The organism is Gelatiniphilus marinus (genome assembly GCF_042684345.1).
GTDB lineage: Bacteria > Bacteroidota > Bacteroidia > Flavobacteriales > Flavobacteriaceae > Gelatiniphilus > Gelatiniphilus marinus.
Map to the genome: position 1 here is coordinate 468,713 of NZ_JBHULK010000001.1, position 24,082 is coordinate 492,794.

29 protein-coding genes, 1 tRNA gene and 1 pseudogene are annotated in these 24,082 nt (G+C 34.4%); 7 read left to right on the forward strand and 24 right to left on the reverse strand.

Annotated elements, in window-relative coordinates:
- Window positions 1-82: 82 nt before the first annotated feature.
- The 5 genes from ACFSQS_RS02000 (at window position 83) to ACFSQS_RS02020 (ending at window position 4,821) form a co-directional block, all read left to right on the forward strand.
- Entirely contained in the window at window positions 83-622 is a 540-nt protein-coding gene (locus tag ACFSQS_RS02000) for an AAA family ATPase (RefSeq protein ID WP_388013289.1), read from the forward strand.
- Between the two features lies 1 nt (window position 623).
- Window positions 624-2,525 carry a RecQ family ATP-dependent DNA helicase gene (locus tag ACFSQS_RS02005; RefSeq protein ID WP_388013292.1) on the forward strand — a complete coding sequence of 634 codons (1,902 nt, stop codon included), beginning with the start codon at window positions 624-626 and terminating at the stop codon, window positions 2,523-2,525.
- Window positions 2,526-2,726: 201 nt separating this feature from the next.
- On the forward strand, window positions 2,727-3,674 hold the full coding sequence (gene fmt / locus ACFSQS_RS02010; RefSeq protein ID WP_388013295.1) for a methionyl-tRNA formyltransferase: 948 nt from the start codon (window positions 2,727-2,729) through the stop codon (window positions 3,672-3,674).
- Between the two features lie 190 nt (window positions 3,675-3,864).
- The gene (locus tag ACFSQS_RS02015) at window positions 3,865-4,137 is read left to right on the forward strand and encodes an HU family DNA-binding protein (protein WP_290268080.1); all 273 of its coding nucleotides are present in this window, start codon (window positions 3,865-3,867) and stop codon (window positions 4,135-4,137) included.
- Between the two features lie 123 nt (window positions 4,138-4,260).
- The gene (locus ACFSQS_RS02020) at window positions 4,261-4,821 is read left to right on the forward strand and encodes a YqgE/AlgH family protein (protein WP_388013299.1); all 561 of its coding nucleotides are present in this window, start codon (window positions 4,261-4,263) and stop codon (window positions 4,819-4,821) included.
- Window positions 4,822-4,941: 120 nt separating this feature from the next.
- Here ACFSQS_RS02020 and ACFSQS_RS02025 read toward each other — a convergent pair whose 3' ends face one another.
- Both ACFSQS_RS02025 and ACFSQS_RS02030 read right to left on the reverse strand, forming a co-directional pair.
- Entirely contained in the window at window positions 4,942-5,784 is an 843-nt protein-coding gene (locus ACFSQS_RS02025; protein ID WP_388013302.1) for an aminotransferase class IV, read from the reverse strand.
- Window positions 5,785-5,848: 64 nt separating this feature from the next.
- On the reverse strand, window positions 5,849-6,241 hold the full coding sequence (locus ACFSQS_RS02030) for an START-like domain-containing protein (RefSeq protein ID WP_388013305.1): 393 nt from the start codon (window positions 6,239-6,241) through the stop codon (window positions 5,849-5,851).
- Window positions 6,242-6,381: 140 nt separating this feature from the next.
- On the opposite strand from ACFSQS_RS02030, the gene ACFSQS_RS02035 reads away from it, so the two are divergent.
- A tRNA-Met gene (locus tag ACFSQS_RS02035) sits at window positions 6,382-6,455 on the forward strand.
- Between the two features lie 207 nt (window positions 6,456-6,662).
- Here ACFSQS_RS02035 and ACFSQS_RS02040 read toward each other — a convergent pair.
- The 20 genes and pseudogenes from ACFSQS_RS02040 to ACFSQS_RS02135 form a co-directional block, all read right to left on the reverse strand.
- The gene (locus ACFSQS_RS02040; protein ID WP_388013308.1) at window positions 6,663-7,043 is read right to left on the reverse strand and encodes a hypothetical protein; all 381 of its coding nucleotides are present in this window, start codon (window positions 7,041-7,043) and stop codon (window positions 6,663-6,665) included.
- A 158-nt stretch (window positions 7,044-7,201) separates the two neighbouring features.
- A complete protein-coding gene (locus ACFSQS_RS02045; RefSeq protein WP_388013311.1) occupies window positions 7,202-8,869 on the reverse strand; it encodes a formate--tetrahydrofolate ligase in 1,668 nt (555 codons plus the stop codon).
- Window positions 8,870-9,054: 185 nt separating this feature from the next.
- Window positions 9,055-9,417, reverse strand: coding sequence for a SnoaL-like domain-containing protein (locus tag ACFSQS_RS02050; protein WP_388013313.1), 363 nt, complete (start codon window positions 9,415-9,417; stop codon window positions 9,055-9,057).
- A gap of 371 nt (window positions 9,418-9,788) precedes the next feature.
- Window positions 9,789-11,093, reverse strand: a complete 1,305-nt coding sequence (locus tag ACFSQS_RS02055) for a cryptochrome/photolyase family protein (protein WP_388013315.1) — start codon at window positions 11,091-11,093, stop codon at window positions 9,789-9,791.
- A 46-nt stretch (window positions 11,094-11,139) separates the two neighbouring features.
- A complete protein-coding gene (locus ACFSQS_RS02060) occupies window positions 11,140-11,607 on the reverse strand; it encodes an SRPBCC family protein (protein WP_388013317.1) in 468 nt (155 codons plus the stop codon).
- 4 nt (window positions 11,608-11,611) lie between these two features.
- Window positions 11,612-12,073 carry a TspO/MBR family protein gene (locus tag ACFSQS_RS02065; protein ID WP_388013320.1) on the reverse strand — a complete coding sequence of 154 codons (462 nt, stop codon included), beginning with the start codon at window positions 12,071-12,073 and terminating at the stop codon, window positions 11,612-11,614.
- A complete protein-coding gene (locus ACFSQS_RS02070; protein WP_388013323.1) occupies window positions 12,060-12,236 on the reverse strand; it encodes a Lacal_2735 family protein in 177 nt (58 codons plus the stop codon). The genes ACFSQS_RS02065 and ACFSQS_RS02070 overlap by 14 nt, the downstream gene beginning before the upstream one ends.
- 5 nt (window positions 12,237-12,241) lie before the next feature.
- Window positions 12,242-12,781, reverse strand: a complete 540-nt coding sequence (locus tag ACFSQS_RS02075; RefSeq protein ID WP_388013326.1) for a glutathione peroxidase — start codon at window positions 12,779-12,781, stop codon at window positions 12,242-12,244.
- A 2-nt stretch (window positions 12,782-12,783) separates the two neighbouring features.
- The gene (locus ACFSQS_RS02080; protein WP_388013329.1) at window positions 12,784-13,467 is read right to left on the reverse strand and encodes an SDR family NAD(P)-dependent oxidoreductase; all 684 of its coding nucleotides are present in this window, start codon (window positions 13,465-13,467) and stop codon (window positions 12,784-12,786) included.
- A gap of 26 nt (window positions 13,468-13,493) precedes the next feature.
- A complete protein-coding gene (locus ACFSQS_RS02085; protein ID WP_388013332.1) occupies window positions 13,494-13,709 on the reverse strand; it encodes a hypothetical protein in 216 nt (71 codons plus the stop codon).
- Between the two features lie 172 nt (window positions 13,710-13,881).
- Window positions 13,882-14,106, reverse strand: a complete 225-nt coding sequence (locus ACFSQS_RS02090; protein ID WP_388013335.1) for a hypothetical protein — start codon at window positions 14,104-14,106, stop codon at window positions 13,882-13,884.
- A gap of 12 nt (window positions 14,107-14,118) precedes the next feature.
- Entirely contained in the window at window positions 14,119-14,391 is a 273-nt protein-coding gene (locus ACFSQS_RS02095; RefSeq protein ID WP_388013338.1) for a TIGR03643 family protein, read from the reverse strand.
- On the reverse strand, window positions 14,388-14,819 hold the full coding sequence (locus ACFSQS_RS02100; RefSeq protein ID WP_388013340.1) for a hypothetical protein: 432 nt from the start codon (window positions 14,817-14,819) through the stop codon (window positions 14,388-14,390). Before ACFSQS_RS02100 ends, ACFSQS_RS02095 begins: the two co-directional genes overlap by 4 nt.
- A 118-nt stretch (window positions 14,820-14,937) precedes the next feature.
- Window positions 14,938-16,469 (reverse strand): annotated as a pseudogene (locus ACFSQS_RS02105) (cryptochrome/photolyase family protein).
- Window positions 16,470-17,777 carry a DASH family cryptochrome gene (locus ACFSQS_RS02110; RefSeq protein ID WP_388013343.1) on the reverse strand — a complete coding sequence of 436 codons (1,308 nt, stop codon included), beginning with the start codon at window positions 17,775-17,777 and terminating at the stop codon, window positions 16,470-16,472.
- On the reverse strand, window positions 17,753-17,896 hold the full coding sequence (locus ACFSQS_RS02115) for a DUF2256 domain-containing protein (RefSeq protein ID WP_388013346.1): 144 nt from the start codon (window positions 17,894-17,896) through the stop codon (window positions 17,753-17,755). Before ACFSQS_RS02115 ends, ACFSQS_RS02110 begins: the two co-directional genes overlap by 25 nt.
- A complete protein-coding gene (locus tag ACFSQS_RS02120) occupies window positions 17,889-19,313 on the reverse strand; it encodes an SDR family oxidoreductase (protein ID WP_388013349.1) in 1,425 nt (474 codons plus the stop codon). The genes ACFSQS_RS02115 and ACFSQS_RS02120 overlap by 8 nt, the downstream gene beginning before the upstream one ends.
- A 53-nt stretch (window positions 19,314-19,366) precedes the next feature.
- On the reverse strand, window positions 19,367-19,993 hold the full coding sequence (locus ACFSQS_RS02125; protein WP_388013352.1) for a flavin reductase family protein: 627 nt from the start codon (window positions 19,991-19,993) through the stop codon (window positions 19,367-19,369).
- Window positions 19,993-21,303, reverse strand: a complete 1,311-nt coding sequence (locus ACFSQS_RS02130) for an ABC1 kinase family protein (RefSeq protein ID WP_388013355.1) — start codon at window positions 21,301-21,303, stop codon at window positions 19,993-19,995. The genes ACFSQS_RS02125 and ACFSQS_RS02130 overlap by 1 nt, the downstream gene beginning before the upstream one ends.
- 7 nt (window positions 21,304-21,310) lie before the next feature.
- Window positions 21,311-21,967: a TetR family transcriptional regulator C-terminal domain-containing protein gene (locus ACFSQS_RS02135; protein ID WP_388013358.1), complete on the reverse strand. Its 657-nt coding sequence runs from the start codon at window positions 21,965-21,967 to the stop codon at window positions 21,311-21,313.
- A gap of 191 nt (window positions 21,968-22,158) precedes the next feature.
- Here ACFSQS_RS02135 and ACFSQS_RS02140 point away from each other — a divergent pair, with 191 nt between their 5' ends.
- Window positions 22,159-23,007: a DUF2911 domain-containing protein gene (locus tag ACFSQS_RS02140; RefSeq protein ID WP_388013361.1), complete on the forward strand. Its 849-nt coding sequence runs from the start codon at window positions 22,159-22,161 to the stop codon at window positions 23,005-23,007.
- Between the two features lie 246 nt (window positions 23,008-23,253).
- Here the strand turns inward: ACFSQS_RS02140 and ACFSQS_RS02145 are convergent, their stop codons facing one another.
- Both ACFSQS_RS02145 and ACFSQS_RS02150 read right to left on the reverse strand, forming a co-directional pair.
- Window positions 23,254-23,454, reverse strand: coding sequence for a helix-turn-helix transcriptional regulator (locus tag ACFSQS_RS02145; RefSeq protein ID WP_388013364.1), 201 nt, complete (start codon window positions 23,452-23,454; stop codon window positions 23,254-23,256).
- On the reverse strand, window positions 23,444-23,923 hold the full coding sequence (locus tag ACFSQS_RS02150) for a hypothetical protein (protein ID WP_388013367.1): 480 nt from the start codon (window positions 23,921-23,923) through the stop codon (window positions 23,444-23,446). The genes ACFSQS_RS02145 and ACFSQS_RS02150 overlap by 11 nt, the downstream gene beginning before the upstream one ends.
- Between the last annotated feature and the right edge of the window lie 159 nt (window positions 23,924-24,082).

The window sequence follows — 24,082 nt, forward strand, 5'->3', positions numbered from 1 at the left end:
TAATAAATGGCAAAGATACTGTTTATTTGCATTTTTTTAATAGAAGTTAAATCCCGATTTTTACAGTATAAATATTACCCATTTGGATACTAAAAGAATTGTTATTACCGGTGGCCCAGGAACTGGAAAGTCTAGCGTTATTAATGAATTGATTAATAGAGGTTTTACTTGTTTTGAGGAAATTTCGCGTCAAGTTATTCTTGATGCAAAAAAAGATGGTATCGACCAACTGTTTTTAACAAACCCTTTATTGTTTAGCGAATTGCTTTTAAGGGGGCGCGAACAGCAATATAACGATACTAAAAACCTAAATACAAGCGTGGTTTTTTTAGATAGGGGAGTACCCGATGTTTTAGCGTATATGGATTTTATAGGAGAAAGTTATCCGCAGTATTTTATGGATGTGTGTAAAGATAGTGTTTACGATTGCGTATTTATTTTAAAACCATGGCAAGATATTTATGTAACAGATAACGAGCGTTATGAAAGTTTTGAAGAAGCTTTGCAAATTCACGACCATTTACAAAACACCTATCTGTCGTTTAACTATAAATTGATTGATGTGCCTTTTGATGCGGTTGAAAAAAGAGTCGATTATATTCTTAATACCCTAAATATGTAAGATGGAACACCCCATAAACATATTGGAACGCTATTGGAAATTCACTTCCTTTAAACCCAACCAAGAAGCTATTATTAATGCGGTTTTAGATGCCGAAGACACCTTTGCATTGTTGCCTACGGGTGGCGGAAAATCGTTGTGCTTTCAAATTCCTGCTTTGGCAAAAGATGGTATTTGCATTGTAATTTCGCCCTTAATTGCGCTTATGAAAGACCAAGTGCAGCAGCTTAACAATAAAGGCATTAAAGCCATGGCGTTAACCAGTGGGATTTCGTATGGCCAATTAGATACACTTTTGGATAATTGCATTTACGGCAATTACAAGTTTTTATACCTCTCGCCCGAACGTTTACAGCAAGAATTGGTACAGGATAGAATCCGGTTAATGAACGTGAATTTAATTGCAGTGGACGAGGCGCACTGTATCTCGCAATGGGGAAGCGATTTTAGGCCCGCTTATAAAAACATTACGCTTCTGCGCCAATTGCAACCCAGTGTAAATGTAATAGCCTTAACGGCTTCGGCAAAACCCGAAGTTATTGACGACATTACCAAAGAACTCGATTTTATAAAACCCAAAATATTCAAGCAATCGTTTTACAGACCCAATTTGGCGTACATGGTTTACCACGAAAACGATAAATATTACCGGATTGAAAGCATTTTAAAAAAGTATAAGGCCTCGTCGATTATTTACGTTAGAAACAGAAAACTAACCTTGGATTTGGCCTCGTATTTAGCCTCGAAAAACATTGGGGCAACCTATTACCACGGGGGACTTTCCAATGATGAAAAAGATGCAAACATGACTGCTTGGATTAACAACCGCAAACAGGTTATGGTAGCCACAAATGCCTTTGGGATGGGCATTGATAAGCCCGATGTAAAAACGGTTATCCATTTAAATTTACCCGAAAGCATTGAGAGTTATTTTCAAGAAGCGGGTCGTGTGGGTAGAAATGGCGACAAGGCTTTCGCCGTTATTTTAAAAAACAATAGCGATGCCGTTTTGGTTAAAAACCAATTTTTAAAGGTGCTGCCAACGGTAAATTTTGTAAAACAGGTGTACCGAAAACTGTGCAGTTATTTCCAGGTTTCTTATGGCGAAGGCGAATACCTTACCAACGATTTCAATTTTAGCACCTTTTGCAAAACCTATAACTTCAACTCTATTTTATGCTATAACGCCCTGTTGATTTTAGACCGAAATAGCGTGATTACCCTATCAAAACAGTTTAAAAACAAGGTTACGGTTCAGTTTGTTATTTCTAGCGGAGCTTTGTTTAATTATCTGGAAACGCACCAGGAATATAATATAATAGTAAAATCGATGCTTAGAATGTACGGCGGTATTTTCGACCATGTTACCAAAGTTGATTTAAAACGTATTGCCGAAAAGGCTTCGGTTACCGAATCTAAATTAATCGCTGTTTTAAACGCGCTTGAACGTAGTGAAATCATCACTTTAAATTTGGCAAAAACCGATGCGCAGATTACCTTTATCCAACCACGCGAAGACGATAAAACCATTAATCGCATCGCCTCCATTATCGAGCAACAAAACAAGCTAAAACAGCAACAGGTTAAAAGTATGCTTGATTATGTTGAAAACGATACGGTTTGCAAAAGCATACAGCTGCTCGCTTATTTTGGTGAAAAAGATGTAAAACCTTGCGGCATTTGTTCGGTTTGCTTTTTAGCTGAAAAAAAGAATAAACCGCAAGATATTAATACCATAAAAAAACGCATTATAGAATTACTTGAAAACGGCGACTTGTCGTCTCGACTAATTAGCACCACTTTAAATTACCCAGAGAAAGATGTGAAAACCGTTTTAAAGTTACTTTTGGAACACAATATGATTACAATTACAACAACAAATACCTATAAATTAAAAGACTGATTACTAAAAAAAGAACATTGCAAAGACGAACTAAATATTGGGTTTGGTATAACTTTGGCAGATAGGTGCGTTAGGGATTGCAGCGGAAAGCCCACAGCGAGGCACGAGCGCGGACTTGCAGCGGAAAGCCCGACCCGACAATCGCTGAGGTACTCGAAGCGCAGGGGAACGCCCAAATTTTAAATATAAATGAAAATGAAAATGAAAAACTTAAGAATTGTTTTTATGGGAACGCCAGATTTTGCAGTGGCGACCTTAAAAACATTGGTAGAAAACAACTATACCATTGTGGGCGTTATTACGGCACCCGACAAACCTGCCGGCCGCGGACGAAAATTGAACGAAAGTGCGGTAAAACAATATGCAAAATCTGTGGGCTTAAACATTTTGCAGCCCACAAATTTAAAAAGCGAGGATTTTTTAAATGAGCTAAAGGCTTTAAAAGCCAACCTCCAAATTGTGGTGGCTTTTAGGATGCTGCCCCAAGTGGTTTGGCAAATGCCGGAATACGGCACCTTTAATTTGCACGCTTCGTTGTTACCAAATTACCGCGGTGCCGCACCTATTAATTGGGCTATTATAAACGGCGAAACCAAAACCGGCGTTTCAACGTTTTTTATTGATGAGAAAATTGATACGGGCGAAATGATTCTTCAAGAGGACGTGGCCATAGACCCCGAGGAAAATGCTGGAAGCTTACACGACAAATTGATGGTTGTTGGCAGCGCATTGGTTTTAAAAACCGTTGCTTTAATTGAAAAAGGTAATGTGAAAACAATTCCCCAAGTGGATACCCACGCTATAAAAACAGCGCACAAGCTTAACAAGGATAATTGTAAAATTAATTGGCACGATACGTTGGATAATATTTATAACCAAATACGCGGGTTGAGCCCCTATCCAGCAGCATGGTGCACATTATTAAATGGCGAAAAGGCATTAGATATTAAAATTTACAAAGCAGCAAAAGAAAATACAGCCCATAATTTGCAAATTGGTACTGTGGTTACCACTAAAAACGAAGTAAAAGTTGCTGTTGCAAACGGATACGTTGTATTAAACGAAATTAAGCTACCTGGTAAGCGTAGTATGGATGCCAAATCGCTTTTAAATGGGTATGCATTTTGTAATGAAGCCAAAGTGCTCTAAAGCCTTATTCTCACTCGATTTTTAAAAAAAACCGACAAAACGCATAAGCTTTATTAACAAAAGCAATAAGTTATTAACAAAAGCAGGTATTTACCTTAGCATTACTTGTATGGTAGTATAATCCGTATAAATTTGTAGAGTATTTAACAACAAATGTTTAACCAATTTATTAATAATTAAATTTTATATTATGAACAAAACAGATTTAATCGATGCTATGGCAGAACACGCAGGAATAACTAAAGCTGCTGCAAAAAAAGCTTTAGAGTGTGCTATTATTGAAATTGAAGGTGCTTTGCAAAAAGGCAATAGAGTATCTTTGGTAGGATTCGGATCTTGGTCGGTTTCTAAAAGAGCTGCAAGAGAAGGAAGAAATCCTCAAACTGGTGAAACAATCAAAATCAAAGCTAAAAACGTGGTGAAGTTTAAGGCAGGATCTGATTTATCAAATGCGGTAAACTAATATTATCCCATATTATAATTCTTTAAATGCCTTCAAAAACTGAAGGCATTTTTTGTTGATTGCATCTTAAAGTTGCATTTTTAATAAATAAATATTAGATTTATTAATAAATTTCCAGACAATATGATTACAACTAAACCCAAAAAAGGTGATTTGTTAATCGCAGAGCCCGCTATAATTGGCGATGTTTCTTTTAACCGCTCTATAGTTTTATTGGCAGACCATTCGCAAGAAGGCTCTATAGGTTTTATACTTAATAAGCCTTTGGAATACACAATAAGCGATTTAATACCAGGTATTGGGGTTAATTTTAAAGTTTATAACGGCGGTCCGGTAGAGCAGGACAATCTTTATTTTATACATAAGGTGCCAGATCTAATTCCAGACAGTATAGAGATTTCTTTGGGTATTTATTGGGGAGGCGACTTTAGTAAAGTTGCCGAACTTATTGCAAACCACTCCATAAAAGAGAGTGATATTAGGTTTTTTCTTGGCTACTCCGGTTGGGGGATAAACCAATTGGACGACGAGCTAAAAGCCCATTCTTGGGTGGTTACAAGTAATGTGTATAAAGCGCATATTATAGAAAAAGATTACCACAGTTTTTGGAAAGAAAAAATGCTGGAGTTTGGTGGCGAGTACAGCATTTGGTCCAATGCACCAGAAAACCCTAGTTACAATTGATGTTAATATTAAAACAAATCAATTTCAAAACCCTTAGTCAGCTATATTTAAATGCTTTAAATTAACCTTTTAAAAAGCTGAAATTTATTTATGTGATTTCTGTTTTACAATAGGAATTTATTAACCCAATCTAATCTTTACATTCAGTTTTTGCATTAGCATTTTAGATACGTTTGTGCTAAATGTTTTTTTTCTGTATTTTATTATGGGCTGAATACCAACTATAACATTGGTTATAAAAACCTCGTCTGCTTTTTGAAGTTCAAAAGGCGACACCGAAGCTTCTAAAAATTTATATTCGGGCACCTTTTTTATAATATCCATAAGTTGTTTTCTCATAATTCCTTTTAGGCAACCATCGGCAATAGGCGGTGTTTTTATTACATTATCCTTAACTACAAAAACATTGCCGTTAAGAGCTTCTATTACTTGTTTGTTGGTGTTTAAAAGCAAGCAGTTGTGCAGGTTGTTTTCTTTGGCAAAAATGCTGCCTACCACATTGATGGCTTTGTTGTTGGTTTTAAGCGTAGAGAGCAGTGTTGGAGAAATGTAGTAATCTTTAAACAGATCGACTTCGTAAAATGCGTCTTTTAAAAGATAAAAATCGTCTTTTAAGGCTTGTGCGCTTATTATAAAATCTACCGTATTTGTATCTGGCAAGTACAGGCCACCTTGTTTTCTTTGCACCATTAGCTTAACACGGGCCGATGATTGTTGTAGTTTATTTGCCTCAAGTGTTTTTTTAATTTGTTCTTCAAGAAATTCCATGGTAAATTCCATAGGTATTTCCATACGCATTATGCGCATTGATGCCATTAGCCTAAAATAATGGTCTTCCCAAAAAAGCAATTTGCCCTGCGATGCTTTTAGGGTTTCAAAAAGGGCATCTCCGTAATTAAAGCCCCGGCTATGTACAGATAGTTTAGAATCTGGATCTAAGATTTGTTGGTTAAAATTAATCATAAAAAAATCCCACTTTTAGTTGAATTTAAAGTGGGCAAATATAACGGTTTTATATATTATCTGGTTACACAGAACCTAATACGTGCTTTAAATCTGAAATTTGATTTTCCCACAGCATTTTGGCTTCATCAATTTCGTCTTCATCAGCAAAATCGGTTACCATAAGCGATACGTCTTTGGTAATCTCATCGACCTGAATTCTAATTTCAAAATAGCAAGAGGCGCCTTCTTCATCATCGTTTAACCATCTAAATTTTACGCGCTCGCCGCTTTTTTTGCTTAATAGTTTGGCCTGCTCTTCGCTATCGTCCCAAATAAATGTAAACAATTCGCCTCTGGAGTTAACATTGTCTGAAAACCATTCTGATAACCCAGAAGGTGTAGATATGTATTGGTATAACAACTGAGGTGATGCGTGTATTGGAAATTCAATTTCAAATTTAATTTTATCGTCCATAAGTGCTTTAAAATTTATGATGCTCAATATATACATTAATTGATTAGTTTAATAACAAAATTTAATAATATTTTGCACGATTAAAAGTTTGCAGGCTACAATTTTGTTTTTATATTTGCAGCCTTAAATTATGGAATTATGGCGAGGTAGCTCAGTTGGTTAGAGCGTCGGATTCATAACCCGGAGGTCGGGGGATCGTGCCCCCCTCTCGCTACAAACAAAAAACCCAAGATTTTTATCTTGGGTTTTTTTTATGCTTTTTAAATGCTAAAGTGTTTTAAAGTTGGGTTTGGCTGTTCTTTGTAGGTTGATGTAACCTTTTTTTTGAAAAATAGGTGTTAATAGTTATGTGTTTTTTTTTTTATTTAGTATGGATTAATAATACGCACAACGGTTAACGATAAAATAGTGCTAAGGTTGTTTATTTTACTTTTAATATTTTTAGGTGCATATCATCTATGTCCTTGTTTTTTGCTATGCAATAATAGCCATTATTAAAGGTTTCTGTGATTTCAATATGAAAAATTTTTCCAACAAAGTCTTCCGGAACGTTGGTGTTTAAAGCCTTGTAACAGGTTAGCACAAATTCGCAATCTGATTTCCAAACAATTGAATTATATAGTTTAAGTCTTGTTTTGGTATTTAATTCTATTTGTATAGAGTCGTTTCTTGATATTTTCCAGTCTTTATATTTTAAGTCTGCATATTGGAATTTACCAGTTTTAAAATTAGAGCATATTTTTTCTTGTCCGTAAAAATTGAACGAGAGCATTATTAAAATAACAAAAATGTGATTTTTCATAAAAATGTTTATCAAAAATTTAACTTACAATTAAATATAGTGAATTTAACTTGTTTTAGAAATACGTAGTTCTACGTATTTAAGTTTTGCCATGTTGCGTTAGGGCATTTTTTATTTAAGGTTGGTTTTAAGTTTGTTTGGTGGCCATTAGTTATAATTTAAAACAAGCCTGTAATTTCACCATCGTCGCTAATATCTATATTTTCAGAGGCGGGATGGGCTGGCAACCCGGGCATACGCATTATATCTCCGGTAATGGGTATTAAAAAACCAGCACCGGCAGCGATTTCAATTTCTCTTACGGTAATAATAAAATCTTTGGGGCGTCCCAATAGCTTAGGGTTATCGGATAGCGATTTTTGGGTTTTTGCCACACAAATGGGCAAATGGTTTAGGCCTAAGTTTGATATTTTCTTTAAATGTGCTTTTGCTTTAGTGGTATAATCTACATACTCTGCACCATAAATTTGGGTAGCAATAGTTTCAATTTTATCGGTAACACTAGACTCCCAATCATACAAAGGTTTAAAGTTTGAGGTTTCAGCTTCAACTATATCAATAACACATTGTGCTAATTCTAAGGCTCCTTCGCCTCCTTTTGCCCAAACATCGGCCAAAGCTACTTTAATATTTTTGGATGTTGCAAAATCTTTTATTAGCTGTATTTCGGCATCACTGTCTGATGTAAATCTATTAATTGCAATTACGGGAGCAACGTTAAATTTAGATATGTTCTCAAGATGTTTTTCTAGATTTGGCAAGCCGTTTTTAAGTGCCTCAATATTTGGTGCTGTAAGCGATTTTAAATCGGCACCTCCATGGTATTTTAATGCGCGAATGGTAGTGGTTAGCACTACGGCTTTAGGTTTAAGATTGGCACTTTGACATTTAATATCGAAGAATTTTTCGGCACCCAAATCAAAGCCAAAACCAGCTTCGGTTACCGTATAATCTGAATGCGACATACCCATCAACGTAGCGATTACGGAGTTGGTACCTTGGGCAATATTAGCAAAAGGTCCGCCGTGGATAATAGCAGGATTCCCCTCAATTGTTTGTACTAAATTAGGTTTTATGGCATCTTTTAATAGGGCGGCCATAGCACCTTCGGCCTTTAAATCTTTGGCGTAAACGGGTTCTTTTTTATAAGTATATCCTATAAAAATGTTACCTAATCGTTTTTTTAGATCGGTTAAATTTTCGGCCAAACAGAGGATGGCCATAATTTCTGATGCCGCGGTAATATCAAATCCGGTTTCTCTGGGAATACCGGAAGATGTACCACCCAAACCAACAATTATATGTCTTAGGGCACGATCGTTCATGTCTATAACGCGTTTCCAGCCAATGGTCCTGGGGTCTATTGATAATGAGTTTGTTTTGCTTTGAATGTTGTTGTCAATAATGGCCGAGAGTAAGTTGTGCGCTTTTTCAATAGCTGAAAAATCGCCAGTAAAATGAAGGTTTATGTCTTCCATGGGTAATACCTGCGAATATCCGCCACCGGTGGCACCTCCTTTTATACCAAAAATAGGGCCCAATGAAGGCTCTCTTAAAACCACCGTGGTTTTTTTGTTAAGTTTATTTAAACCTTCAGATAAACCAATGGAAATTGTTGTTTTGCCTTCGCCGGCAGGTGTTGGCGAAATTGCGGAAACCAATATTAAATTGCTTTTTTTTGCCTTTTCCTTATTTATAGCTTGTAGTGGCAATTTAGCTTTATGCTTGCCGTACATATCTATGTTTTCGGGGTTTATGCCAAATTGTTCAGCAATATCGGAAATGTGCTTAAGAGCTATGGTTTTTGCAATTTGTAAATCGGTCATAAAGCTTAAAGTTGTGTTGTAGAAATTATAAATTCTGCTGCAAAAGTATAGTTTTTTGTAAATATATTTTGTGATTTTGTCATATAATTATAGCGCGTTTTATCGATATAGAGTAAATAAAAAAGCTTCATGGCGTTGGCTGAAGCTTTTCTGTTTTTTTAAGAAATTTAGTTTTTTTAATTTTGCTACATGCTGTAAAAAAACTGTTCGTTAACAATTTTACCATCGTTAACTTCAAATACGCAAACTTCTTCCATTTGTTGTCTGCCACGGTCTTTAAAGGTAACATCAAATTCCATTTTACTTGTAAAATGATTGCCAGCAACTACAGGATCAGATATAGTGCCACTATGAAATTCCTGCACATTATCAAGCCATTGTTTGCTTTTATCCCAAACGTTTTGTTTGCCAGAAACAATTTCTCCGTAAGGGACACCGGGCATTTCTTTACTAACAACATGGTCGGCATATAGCTCTTCAATGCATTCCATGTTTTTACCTTCGCGACACATTTGTGCCCACTTATTTGCTACGTCTTGTGTATTCATAATTTAGTTTGTTTTAAGTTGCGTTATAAATGTACCAAAATTTTAAACACACCAATCTTAATAAAATGTTATGTTTTTTAAAGCTGTTATTTTGGGCGTTACACTCTCGAAGATTCGGGAGGTCGGGCTTTACGTTGTAATCTTTTTGCTCATGCCTCACAAAAAGGATTTTCACTGCAATCCCCAACGCGGGCTGGTTTGCAACTTAATTTTTTTTGAGTAGAAAGTTGTTTTGTTTTTTGTAGAGGTTCGTTTACTGGCTCGCAGATATGCGTCGTTTTAATACTTCGACTTCGCTCATTAGGAGTGTTTTATATCCGACGGTAAGCGAAGTTATCATTTTCTCTAACAAAGTCAAGTGTATTTAAAGCTTAACTCAAGGCGCTTTTATAAACCTCTAAACAACGTTCTCGCGCCATTTTATGCTCTACAATAGGTTGTGGGTAGGTGAGTTCTTGAAAATCTGGAACCCATGTTTTAATATATTCTAGATTTTTATCAAATTTTTGAATTTGTGTTGTGGGGTTAAAAATTCTAAAATACGGTGCTGCATCAACGCCACAGCCCGCAACCCATTGCCAATTGCCAATGTTGCTTGCCATGTCGTAATCGTGCAGTTTTTCTGCAAAATAGGCTTCGCCCCAGCGCCAATCGATTAGTAGGTGTTTGCATAAAAAACTACCAACCAACATGCGCACACGGTTGTGCATAAACCCTGTTTTGTTTAATTGTCGCATGCCAGCATCAACTAAAGGGTAGCCTGTTTTTCCTTGGCACCACGCTTTAAATTCGGCTTCGTTGTTACGCCAAACAATGCGGTCGTATTTGGGTTTAAAGCTTTGGGTTTGGGTTTGCGGAAAATGCCAAAGGATTTGCATAAAAAACTCGCGCCATATTAATTCTTGCAAAAAAACAGCGTTGGTTTCAGCCATGGCTTTTTTTACCATGTTACGGATGCTTACCGTACCAAAACGCAAATGAGGCCCCAATTGTGAGGTGCTATCTTTTGCTGGAAAATTTCGCGTAGCCTCGTAGGTTTGTATCAATTTTGGGGTAACTTGGTAGGGTTTTATTTGTTGATTTGATTCTTGAAAACCCATATCTAATAAACTTAAATTTGGATATGTTTCTTTTGAAACTAAATTATCCAACAAAGCCTCTGAATCAAAAGATTTGAATTCGATATTTTTAAATGTTTCTTTCCAACGTTTCATATACGGTGTGTAAACCAGATAGGGTGTGCCATCGCTTTTTACAACATCATCTTTTTCAAAAATAACCTGGTCTTTGTATGTTTTTAAATCGATATTGTTTTCGTTTAAAAATGTTTTAATCTCCTTGTCTCGGGTTTTGGCATAGGGTTCGTAATCATGGTTGGTGTAAACCGTTTCAATATTATAATCTTTAATTAATTGTTTATAAATATATATGGGTTTGCCGTAAAATAGCGCGATACCACTTTTATATTTATTGTTGAGTTTTGTGTTTATGTTTTGAAGCGTGTGGTGAATAAAAGTAACCCGAGCATCTAATTTTGGTAGTTTTTCCAATATTTCAGAATCGAAAATAAATAGGGGTAGTACCTTGTGTTTTCCTTTTAAAGCTTCAAATAATGCGTGGTTGTCTTCGAGTCTTAAATCGCGACGAAACCAGAATATGTTAATGGGTTGTTTCATTTTATGCTTTTTTTCCGATGCATCGGAATCTCTAAAAATGTAGTTTTTACTTATGATATGTGCCGAATAGTTCTTCTAATTTTTTTGTTCTGTAATTAAATATTTCCTCTAATTTTGGTTTTACTAAAATAGGATGAACTAATTGCCCAAGGATCCCGAAAGGTACTTTGTAATCTATAATATCTTCCATTTCTACGCCGCCATCAATTTCTTTTATAAAATGTTTATGATGCCATAGTGCATAGGGGCCAAAACGCTGTTCGTCAACAAAATAATGTTTATGAATAACATGTGTAATTTCTGTAACCCATTTGGTTTTTATACCCAAAACCGGTGTAACAATATACTGTATTATTTGGCCCGCAAACATAGGTCTGTCTGCACCAGATAGTATATTAAACCCCATATAGTCTGGTGTTATGGTTTTTAAGTTTTTTGGGTTCGATAAAAAATCCCAAGCTTCATCTATGGTAATTGGTAGGTTTTGTTTTTTGTGGAGTCTGTAAATTTTCATCAGTTTAGTTATAAATTAATATGTAAGCATTTAATGATGTTGCAATGCATAACCATAAAAAATAGGGGAGTATTAAAAGCGATTTATATTTAAGTTTGTTTTTATAATCTATCAACAATTTGGCTATTATAATGGTAAGTAAAATTATACAAATTAAACCAAGCAAAACTAAATGTTGATTAAAAAAGAGGAAATTCCAACTAACGTTAAGTACAAACTGAATTAAGAATAATATCTTCAATTTTGTATGCGGTGTAATTTTATACAAAAGTGCCATATAAATTGAAAAGCAAAGCATTATGGTGGTCCAAGCTGCACCAAAAACCCAACCTGGTGGAGTCCATGGGGCTTTGTTTAAGTTAACGTACCAGTTTGTTTGCGGGCCATTATCCATAAGCCAGCTACCAATGGCCAATGCACCAAAATTGATGATTAAAAAAACGAAAAAGTATTTAAGTAGCTTCATTCTTTAATCTTTCAATTTGTTTGGCAATGGCATCGGCTTCTTCGTATTTTTTATCGCTTTCTGAGCGGTTTACAGTAGAAAGTGAGTGCCATTCTTTCATGAGTTTTTCGTATTTTTCTTGAAGCTTTTCAACTTCGGTTTTCTTTTTAAATAATCCGAACATAGCTTTTATTTTAAATGATTGGTTATTTTTTTGCTTAAGGGGCTGGTTGTTGAAAAGTAGTAATCTACCAAACGCCCATTGGCATCAATTAAATATTTTTGAAAATTCCATTTTACAGCAGAATTATACCGTTTGTTGTTTGCTTTTTGGGTAAGCCAGGTGTAAAGTTGATGTTGGTTTTTTCCTTTAACATCTATTTTTTCGGTTATTAAAAATGAAACGCCGTAATTTTTTTCGCAAAACGATTTTATGGTGTTGGCATTACCGGGTTCTTGTTTTCCGAACTGGTTACAGGGCACGCCAATAATTTGCAGTTTGTTTTTGTAGGTTTCGTGCAACTGTTGCAGGGCTTTGTATTGTGGTGTAAAACCACATTTTGATGCTACATTAACAAAAAGTATAAATTTGTTTTTAAACTCTGAAAGCTTTAAAGGTTTGCCATCAAGTGTATTTATCTCTATTTCATAAATAGAATCGATATCTATTTTCTTAGCTTTGTTTTCTTTTGAAAATAAAGTAGCAATAAAAATTTTTAGCGGATTCATAGTTATATTTTAAAACTAACAATGCCACAGTCCATTTCAAAAATTTGCCCAGACATTGAAGCGGCTTTGTCTGATATTAAAAATGCAGCCATATCTGCAACTTCTTCAGGATTTAAAAACTTTTTTAGAGGATGTCTTTCTGTAATATTCTCAACCATTTTTTCATTCCTTAAAAGTTTTGAGGCCAATTGGGTATTAGTAACCGTGGGAGCAATGGCGTTTACACGAATAGTCGGCGCAAGTTCTGCACCTAAAGATTTAACCAAACCTTCTACTCCAGATTTTGAGGTTGCTATGCTGGCATGAAAAGGCATGCCCAATTTGGCTGCAACAGTGCTAAAAAGCAAAATTGCGGGTTTGTTTCCTTTTTTTAAAACGGGTAAATATTGCTGGATGGATTTAACTGCACCTATAATATTAATCTCGAAATCGTTTTTAAAATCTTCTAAACTTAAACGCGAAATGGGTTTTAGGTTGATGCTGCCCGGGCAGTAAATTAAAGCATCTGCGGTTTTAATATCGGGTAAGCTATCTTGGGTAATGTCGCAACTGTGGTGCGTTAAGTTGGCGTGTTTTAAGCTTGGTGCGTTTCTGCTAACATTTACGACTTTGTTGGAATTTACGAGTGTGTTTGTTATAGCATGTCCTATGCCCTTGCTACCACCTATAATTATAATTGTTTTCATAATGGTTTTCAGGGCATTTTTTTGTTTTACGGCCTGCCCTTTAGCCTTTTTTCAATTTTTTGTTTAATAACCGTTAGGCGTTTCATTAAATCCATAATTTCCGGATCTTTGTTCTCTTTGTAAATGGTGTTTAAACTTAATATTAAATCTTTAACTTCTCTAGACGATTCTATACGCTCGCTGGTTGTTTTAAAAGTGTGCTTGCGCTGTTCGAATTCTAAAGCTTTATCAATAATTTCCATAATGTTTTATCTTAAATCTTTGATTATATGTTTGTGGAATTAGTGCTTAAAATTTCACAATCCGACAATATAATAAAATCTGCGGCATTTCTTATTTTTATGGAGAAATATTATATAAATTTTAATATTTAGTAGCCAAAACGGTTTGTTGTTAAGTTTTTTTTAATACTATTCAAACCGTAAGCGGAGAACCTTTTAAACGTTTTTCAACCTTTCGTTTAATGGCTGTTAATCGTTTCATGATGTCCATTATTTTTTCGTCTTTTTTTACTTTATAAATCTGGTTTAAATCTAAGATTAATGCTTTGGCTTCTCTTGATATTTTTACGCGGTCGCTTGTAGATAACGATCTCATTTTGCGCTGTTCAAACTCTAGTGCTCTGTTAATTAAGTCCATAATTTTAGGTTTTTATCTTTTGGAAATTCTGTTGTTCGATATTTGTTTTTGTTGGCTGCATTTAAATCGGCCTTTTTCAAAACCTCTTAATTTTTCATGTTTGGTTTTTCGTCCTTGAACCCGTTTTCTCCATAATTTGAAACTACTTGGTTTCATTTCAGTTCTCATAAGCTCAATAACTTCTTGTTCTTTTAAACCAAATTGATGGTTAATAGCCTCAAAAGTTGTACGGTCTTCCCATGCCATTTCTATAATTCTGTGAATATCTTCAATAGATAAAGTCATGGTAATTTTAATTTGTGTTGTTGGTCGTATTTAATTTTTTCGTCTAGCATTTTATTGAAAAAGCTTTTATTTTCTTTAAAAGTTTTATTGTTTTTAAAATGAATAAATTTTCCTTGGGCATGAATACTTACTCCATTAGTTTTGTACAAAATGACTAACTGGTAGTATGGAATTGCCCATGTTATATTTTTTAAGCCTTTGTTAATGTAAATTATAATGCCTTTAGAGCGTAATTCAATGTTTGCAAAGTTTGAATCGGATATTTGATTTATGTATGAGTGTAGGCTTGGACTAACTTCATTAATTGTAATAGGTTTAGAGCTTATCCCTCTCATTTTATAAGCTTCAAAAAAACCAATAGTTTTTCCTACAAGGTCTATTAGTAGTTGTTTGTGCTCTTTGTTGTTGTGTGTTGTATCCAGTATCATTGCTATTATTTGTTATCCAAAGATATAAAATGTTTAATGATATTACTAAAAACTTAAACAAAAAAAGTTATAGCGCTATTTGTAAAATCTATGGTAGCCTTATTTTTACTGGATGTGTTTAATATTGGTCTTGATTTTCTATAATGTGTTGGGCTTTTTTCTTTAATTCCTTAAGTTCGGAATCTGGTATTTTATCCAAAAGTTTATACATCATTTTCATTCTATAATTGTTAGCCAGATGTTTTCTTTTTTCATCTAAAAAATTCCAGTATAAACTGTTAAAAGGGCAAGCGTCGGCTTCAAGTTTTTTGTTTTTGTTGTAGTGGCAAGATTCGCAGTAATTACTCATTTTGTTAATGTAAGAGCCTGAAGAGACGTATGGTTTAGTGGCAATTTTACCGCCATCTGCAAATTGGCTCATGCCACGGGTGTTTGGTAGTTGTACCCACTCTAGGGCATCTATGTATATGCCTAGGTACCAGTTATCTACTTGGTTTGGATTGGTTTGGGTTAACAGCGCATAATTGCCCGTAACCATTAATCGTTGAATGTGGTGGGCATACCCATGTTGTAACGAGTTGTTTATGGCGTGTTTTAGGCAATTCATTTTAGTATTTCCTGTCCAGAAAAAATGGGCTAGTTGGTTGTGGTTTTTAAGTTTGTTTTCTGTTTTGTATTCGGGCATAAATGCCCAATACATACCACGCATATACTCGCGCCAACCAATTATTTGCCTAATAAAACCCTCTACCTGCGAAATGTCTATGTTTTTACCGTGCTTTCTGTAGTAATTTAGTACGGTGTTTACAACATCTTTGGGAGAAATGAGCTTGATGTTCAAGGCGAACGATAATCTAGAATGAAACAGGTAAGTTTCGTTGGTGTGCATGGCATCTTGATAATCTCCAAAATGTATTAATAAGTGCTCGCAAAAGTATTTAAGTTGCTCTAGGGCTTGGGGTCTTGAAATGGGGTATAAAAAAGTTTTGGTTTCAAAGTTGCCAATGGTTTCAATCTTTGCCGTTTTTATATCCTCAACAATTTCGGATACATCATTTTTAAAAAGTTTGTAATTCGGAATTTCATCATCACCTTTCCACTTATTTCTGTTGCTTTTGTCGTAATTCCATTTGCCCCCTTCGGGCTGGTTGCCAACCATTAAAATATCGTGTTTTTTGCGCATAGCTCTGTAGAAATTTTCCATGAGATATTGCTTTTTGCCTTTAAAGAATATTGCTAAATCATCCCTTTTTGTATAAAAATGCTCTGCTGAAATTGATTTGGTTTCAATAGTTAAAGCCTCACAAAATTCCCGGAGTTGTTTGTCTAGTCGATATTCGTCTGGCAGGATATATTCAAAACTTTTTACATGATGTACTTCAATTAATTCTGAAAGATTTTTAGCTAAATGCTGTGCGTTGTTTTTATCATTTATTTTAAAATATTCAACGTGATGACCTTGTTTTTTTAAATCTTCGGCAAACTGTCGCATAGCAGCAAAAAAGCCAATTACTTTTTGAGTATGATGTTTTACATAATCGGTTTCTTGGCGCATTTCGAAAATGCAATACACAACTTTATCGTTGGTTTTTTTAAACCAACTGTGTTTTATGTTAGCTGATCGCCTAATATAAGTCGCAGTGTTTTCATTTAAAATAAGGTGTTTTGTAACCAAGTGTTTCTGTATTTATAATTGGCATCGTAACGTTTTGCTTGTAAATCGACATTAAATTTTCGGTCTCTCGGGTCGTTTCCTACACCAGCAACATACATCCAATTGCCATAATTGCTATGCACATCATAATCAATAAGCATAGATTCAAAATAGGTAGCACCAATTCTCCAATCAAGCAATAAATCTTTTGCAAAAAAAGACGCTACATTTTGTCGCCCTCGGTTGCTCATCCATCCCGTTTTTTTTAATTCTAACATATTGGCGTTAACAAACGCAGATTTTGTGTCTCCGTTTATCCACTTTTGCAATAAGGATGCATCATATTTCCAATCGTAATCTTTTTTTAAAATGCCACCAATTTTAAAAATATTATTTTGATGTTTTAACGCGATGTACTTAAAATAATCTCTCCAGATAAGCTCGAAAATTAACCAATATGTTGAGTCGTTTTTATAATGTAGTTTTTCAAATTCTTTTACTTTCCAGTAAATGGTTCTCGCAGAAATACTACCATTCGCAAGCCATGGCGAGAATTTTGAGCTGTAGTCTGTACCTAATAATCCGTTTCTTGTTTTTTTATAGAAACCAAGTTTTTTAGTTTTAAAAAAGTAATCTTCTAATCGATTTAAAGCTGAATTTTCGCCCCCTTTAAATGGAAAAGCAGAGTTTATATGTGTGTTGAAATTGTTATAACCTAATTCTTCAAGCGTAGGGATTTTGGTGCTGTTAATAATCTCTTTTTTTTCTATGGAATGATGATGTGAGATGGGTTTAATTAGACTGTGTTTTTCAACTTTTTTTCTAAAATTTGTAAATACTTGCGGTATTTCTGAAACATTTATTTTGATGTCTTCCGGATGATATAAAAACTGGTCGTAAATTTCTATAAATCCAACACTGTTATTTAGCTGTTTTTTTACTTTGTTTAAGGTTTCATTTTCTTCGCTTGTCCATTCTTTTTGTAAGTATATTGAATTTATACTGTGCGTGCTTACTAATTGTTTAATGGAAGTTTCGGGTTTTTCGTAATAAACAAACAATTCAATATTTAAGGTTTTAAGATTAGTTCTTAAATTTTCGATGGATTCAATTAAAAACTTAGCTCTAAACTTCCCTGTTTTTTTAAATCCAAAATTAGAAACTTTAAAGTGTTTAGGATCAAAACAATAGCATGCTATTACATTTTTGTTTTCGTTAATAGCTAAATTCAATACCTTATTGTCTTTTACTCTTAAATTGTTTCTAAACCAAACGAGTCCTATTGTATTTTGTTTCTTCTGCATTTTTCGCTACAATATTTTACATGATCCCAGTTTTTTTTCCACTTTTTTCGCCAATTGAATGGTAAGTTGCACACCAGACAAATTTTTTGTGGCAAGTGTGGTTTGCGGTGTTTAAGCATTGGCCAACCTATTAACCATACCTTTAAAAATAAAGCCGTGGAATGGAAGCACGGTGTACCAGTAAATTCTTCCCCAAAGACCACGCGGTCTAAAAGTGGCCGTTTGTTTTAAAATGTTATTTTCAATTTTAAATTCTAGCCATGCTTCACCGGGTAGCCTCATTTCTGCGTAAAGCAATAGTTTTTGTTGTGCTTTGTCTGCAAAAATAACGCGCCAAAAATCCAGGGCATCGCCAGCGTGCAATTCGGTTGGGTTGGTTCGCCCTCTGCGTAATCCTATGCCTCCGAAAGCTTTGTCGATATATCCTCTAATTCGCCATAAAAAAGAGCCGTAGTACCAGCCGTTTTTACCTCCAATTGCCCATATTTTATCGATTGTTTTTTTAGTGTTTTTTACAGGACGTTCTTTGTAATCTTTAAAACAGCCGTATTTTGGTACATTAACGTATTTGTGCAAATGGTTGCGTAATCTGCCACTGCTAACCATTGAGTCTTTCCAACTGGAAATGATGCTGTTTTGCTCGATTTTCTCAAATGCAAGTGCTACTGCTTGTTTATAGGTTAGCGGGTTTACCTTTATTATTTTATTGATATTACTGGGTTTACCTATAATTTGAACTCCCATGCTGTCAACTAAAGAAGTAGCGAGTTTATACGAGGTCGAGGTTACAAAATACAACCAATATGATGATAACTTTGGCGTCATTACTGGAACTGTCAAAATATAGCGTTTCAGTTCTCTAACTTCAGCAAACTGTAATAGCATTTCTTTATATGTTATGATTTCTGGACCGAAAACATCATAGGTTTTGTTAAAAACGGTTTCGTTTGCTGCTGCTCTTAATAAAAAAGCCAAAACGTCTCTAACTGCTATAGGCTGTGTTTTGGTGTTTAGCCATTTAGGAGCAATCATAAAGGGTAGTTTTTCTACTAGATCTCTTATGATTTCAAATGAAGAGCTTCCAGAGCCAACTATAATACCTGCTCTAAAAACTGTAATTGCATAATTTTTTGATTCTAGAATATCTTCAACATTTTTTCTAGATTGTAAATGCTTTGAGAGTTTTTCTTCGTTTGTAATTCCGCTTAAATAAATAACTTGCTTAACGTTTGTGTTTTCAAGTGCATTTTTAAAATTGATGGCACATTGTTCTTCAAGAGATTTAAATTTTTTTGATGAGTTAGACATGGAGTGTATTAAATAATATGCCACATCTATACCTTTTGGTATGTTTTTTAGTGTATCTGGTTTTAAAAAATCGGCTTCAATAACATCTATAAGAGCTTCGCTTTTGTAATTTTCGTCGGCTCTAAGTTTATCTCTAACACAACATATTACTTGATGCCCTTCGTGTATTAATAAAGGTATAAGCCTTTTGCCAATATATCCTGTGGCACCTGTAACGAGGATTTTCATGTTTTTTGTTTTATATGGATTAAGTTGGAAGTTTAAACTGTTTGTTTTCAACTTCAAACTTTCAAATCCTTGGGTCTTTGATAGCCAAAGCGTATTTTGTTTTCTGGTACAGCATATCCATCTAAACCGTTTATGGTGGCAACTTTAGCTTTGGAAAGGTTTATAAATCCATCTTTTTCAATAAGACTGTCGTTAAGGTAGATTCCTGTTATTTTTCCTAAAACAAATATGGTATTGTTAGCTTTAATATTGTATTCTTCAACAAATTGCATAGCTAATTGAATAGGAGCGTTTTTTACAAAAGGCGCATAAAAACCAGATTTATATTCGGGGTTTAGTTTGGTAGCATCAAACTCTGAAACAGAGGCATTGTATTTAGCAGATGTGTGGTGGGCGTCTTGCAATATGCTTTTATGAATGTGGTTTATGGTAAAATACTTTGTGGCTTTTATGTTTTGGTAAGTGTTTCTAATAACCGTTGTTGGCCGTAAAAAAAAACCAAGCATCGCTGGGCTAGAGCCTAAGTGCGTTACAGAGCTAAAAACCGCTACGTTTTCTATACCATCGTTACTCTTAGTGCCAATAAGGTTAGCCGATTTGTAACCAGAGCAACTGTTAATTAGGTTTATTTTATAAATATGATCTAGTTTTTCAATGTCATTTTCGTTCAAATAAGCCATTATAATTGTAAATAATTATTTATTTTGATGTTTTTTGCTTTTAAATCGAACATGAGGTTGTAAAGACCAAAAAAGGTTCTGTTAATGTAAATAAAATGTTTAGAACCTCGGTTGCCGTTCATCTTTTTCAAGTCGGTATTTTTTGAATAGCGTTCTCCCAATGCTGCTATCTTTGCAAAGAAATCTGCATCAGAGAAATCGAATGTATCGTTATGAAAAGGCTGTGTGAACAAGCTAAGCATCTCATGGAACATTTCTGTAAAAAAGTCTAATTCTTCTTTGGTGTCGTCTTCTCTTAATATTTCGAGTTGGTATAATTTATCAACAAAGTAATTTTTGTTACTGATGTTTTCAGGTTTTGCTAATTCAAAATAGGGTACATAAAACTCTACAGGAATGGTTTTCATACACCCAAAATCGAGTGCAATTAACTGTGCATCTTTATTTACTAAAAAGTTTCCAGGGTGTGGATCTGCATGTACTTTTTTTAAATTATGAATTTGAAACATGTAGAAATCCCATAGCGCTTGCCCTATTTTATTAGATTTTTTAGAATTGGTATTGTGCGCCGTGAACTCCGAAAGGTGCTCACCGTGCATGTAATCCATAGTTATTATGCGTTCAGAAGAGTATTTCTCGTAATATTTTGGAAATACTAAATTTGGAATGTGAGCACAATCTTTGGTAATATCTTGGCTTTGCTTCATTTCCAAAATATAATTGGTTTCTTCAACCAACTTGTTTTCAACTTCCTTAAAGTATTTATCTGAATCTTTCCCTTTAATGTTGAACATGCTCATGGCAATGGGTTTAACCATGGCCAAATCTGATGCGATACTTTCTGCAACTCCTGGATATTGGATTTTCACAGCAAGTTTTTTCCCTTTTTTTTCTGCTATATGCACTTGACCAATGCTGGCAGCATTTACAGAAGTTGCGTTAAAAGTATCAAATATATCGTGTGGCGATTTGCCAAAATATTTTTTAAAGGTTTTTATTACCAATGGCGGCGATAAAGGCGGTACCGAGAATTGGGCCAAAGAGAATTTTTCTACATAGGCCTGTGGCAATATGCTTTTTTCCATGCTAAGCATTTGCGCTACTTTAAGTGCACTACCTTTAAGTTGCTTTAGGCCATCGTAAATGTCTGCTGCATTATTTTTGTTAAGGCGTTCTTTGGCATCGGCCTCAGTATTTACCAATTTATCGCCATAATATTTTAGGTAGTTTACACCAACTTTTGCACCTGTAGATACCAGTTTGGTGGCACGTTGTATTTTAGAGGTTGGAATGCTGTCTATGGTTTTCATATCGTTGTTAATTCATTTGGAATTTTTCTTTAAAAAGGAATTTACCTAAATCTATTACACTTTTAACGGGAGCCACATCAAGCACATCAAAAGTGGTATTTACAGATTTTTCGATAAAAATATCGGTTTTCTCAAAAGAGGCCGAAGTATCGTCTAACCAAAATTTAATGGTAATTAGCAACTGTAACCATGCAGATTCTTTTAGGGTTTTGTCTTGTATTCTTTCAAGCTTTTCGTTTTTTAAGTCCAAGGTCTCTATACCTAAATGTGAAACATAGTTGGTAAAATGCTGTTTTAACCCAGCCAGTATTTTTAAACTTTTTAAGTCGTTTTTATATTTATTTAGTATATGGCTCACATAACTTCTGTTGGCTGTAAGGTTTTCGAAAAACGTGTAATAAAAGCTCAAAAACTTGTTTCTTGCATCAAAGGAACCGTAATCTTCGCTCTTGTTTAATACGTTAACGGTATTTGTAAAGAACGCTTCAAAAACACTTTTTTCAATAGCTTCGAAAGTTGCGAAATGTTCGTAGAACTTCGATTCCTCAAAATTATTCACCTTCGAAAAAGCATAAACCGAACTTGGATTTTTCTCATGCTCTAAAACATAATCCATGTAATAATTAATAATGTTGTCTTTTGTTAATTTTTTTTGCTTTGCCATAATCGAATAGAATTTAAACAAAGATACAAAATGTTTAATAAATAAACTAAAAAGTTAAACAAAATTTAATCAACCCTTTGTTGTAAATGGTTTTTGGCTTTTTTATGTTTTTGTTAACAATAAAAAGAAGCCGTATTACTTAATTTTATAAACTAGCAAACATGTATAATTTTAACTAAAATAACCTTAAAATGAAACAATTACTATTATTTTTAATGGCCTTTACTATGGTTTATACGGTAAAAGCACAACTAAAAACACCACAACCGAGTCCGTTTTCTAAAATCGAGCAAAAGGTTGGTTTAACCGATGTAACCTTAGAATATTCGCGCCCTGCAATGCGAGATCGCACTATTTTTGGCGATTTGGTACCTTACAATAAACTATGGCGAACAGGTGCCAATGCCAATACAAAAATTACCTTTTCTGATGATGTGCTAATTAATGGAACAACCGTTAAAGCTGGCGAGTATGCTATTTACTCGAAACCAGGAAAAACAGACTGGGAAGTAATTTTTTATGCCGATGCCAATAATTGGGGTACACCAAGAAATTGGGACGATGCCAAAGTAGCCGCAAAAGTAAGTGCAAAAGTTTACGAAATGCCAATGAAAATAGAATCGTTTACCATGACTTTTGATGATCTTAAAAACGATTCGGCGGTTTTGGGCATACTTTGGGAAAATGTTTATGTTGGCGTTAAATTTGAAGTACCAACAGATAAAGCGGTAACTGCAAGCATTGAAAAAGTGATGTCTGGCCCTGGTGCAAACGATTATTTTTCGGCTGCCGTTTACTACTTACAGGAAGGAAAAGATATTGAAAAAGCCAAAAAGTGGATTGGCAAAGCGGTTGAAATGACCAAAGACAAACCCCGTTTTTGGTATTTAAGACAACAATCTTTAATTCATGCAAAGGCTGGCGATAAAGCCGGTGCCATTGCTGCAGCAAAAAAATCCTTGGCTGGTGCCGAAAAAGCTGGAAACGACGACTATGTTAAAATGAACAAAGAATCGCTTGCTGAATGGGGTGCGATGTAAATTAAACCTATCAGATTTACTAAAAAAATATAAAAGCGCAACGGTTTAAGTTGCGCTTTTTTTATGCTTAATTTTTTGGGCGTTTTAACACGCTTTCCGCTATATCTTTTTTGCGTTACAGCAAAGAGGAACAGACGTGGCTACCTGTTAAATCATAGCTCAAACAAAGTGCGTTTTCCTTCTTTCAAAAAAGGATGTCGCTGCAATCGTTAACGCGTGTGTTTGCTAAAGTAGTTTTATAGGTTGTTAGTCGTTGTCTTCCAAAAAGAAAATGTCTTCAACTGGTTTTTTAAAAAGCCTTGCTATTTTAAGAGACAACACGGTTGATGGTACATATTTATTCTTTTCCATAGCGTTAATGGTTTGTCTGCTCACGCCAATTTTTTTAGCTAAATCGGCTTGGGTTAAATCGTGTATGGCGCGCTGTACTTTTATATTATTCTTCATGGCTCCTCGATTTTAGTTTTAAAAAGTTGAAGCGGATTATAAAGAATAGTAATGGTGTAAACATGTTAAAGACCAACACGTCAAAAAAAGTAAAATTATAGACAAAAATAATTGTTAACATTAAAATAATGTAATTGGTTATTATTGCCCAAACCAGAGAGTCCTTTCTGAGCTTATAAATATACTCATCTTCAATTTTTTCTTTAGAAAAACCAACCAATATTCCCCCAATAATTATAAGTAAAGCACATATTTCATCTATAATGTCATTCTCTATTACCTTAAAATATGAGTATCCTTTTTCTGGGTATAAAAAATTGTTTTCATGTAAAGCGGAAATAACATTAGTAACAAGTATATTAGTTTCAAAGTCCTTTGATTTTAGATATATTCCGAGAATAATGCCAATGCCTAAAAGAATCCATCCGTAAATTTTAAACTTGTTTGGTAATAAATAATTTGTTTTCATCTGTTAGTTTTTTAATGTTAATAATTTTGTCAGATGCGATGCCTTTTAAAATTTCTTTTATTTTTTTTAAATTATTATAGGGCATTTCATAACTGTTCGTTTTAATTTGATTTATATGATTGATAAAATCAAAAGTAAAACAAACTTTACATATAGACA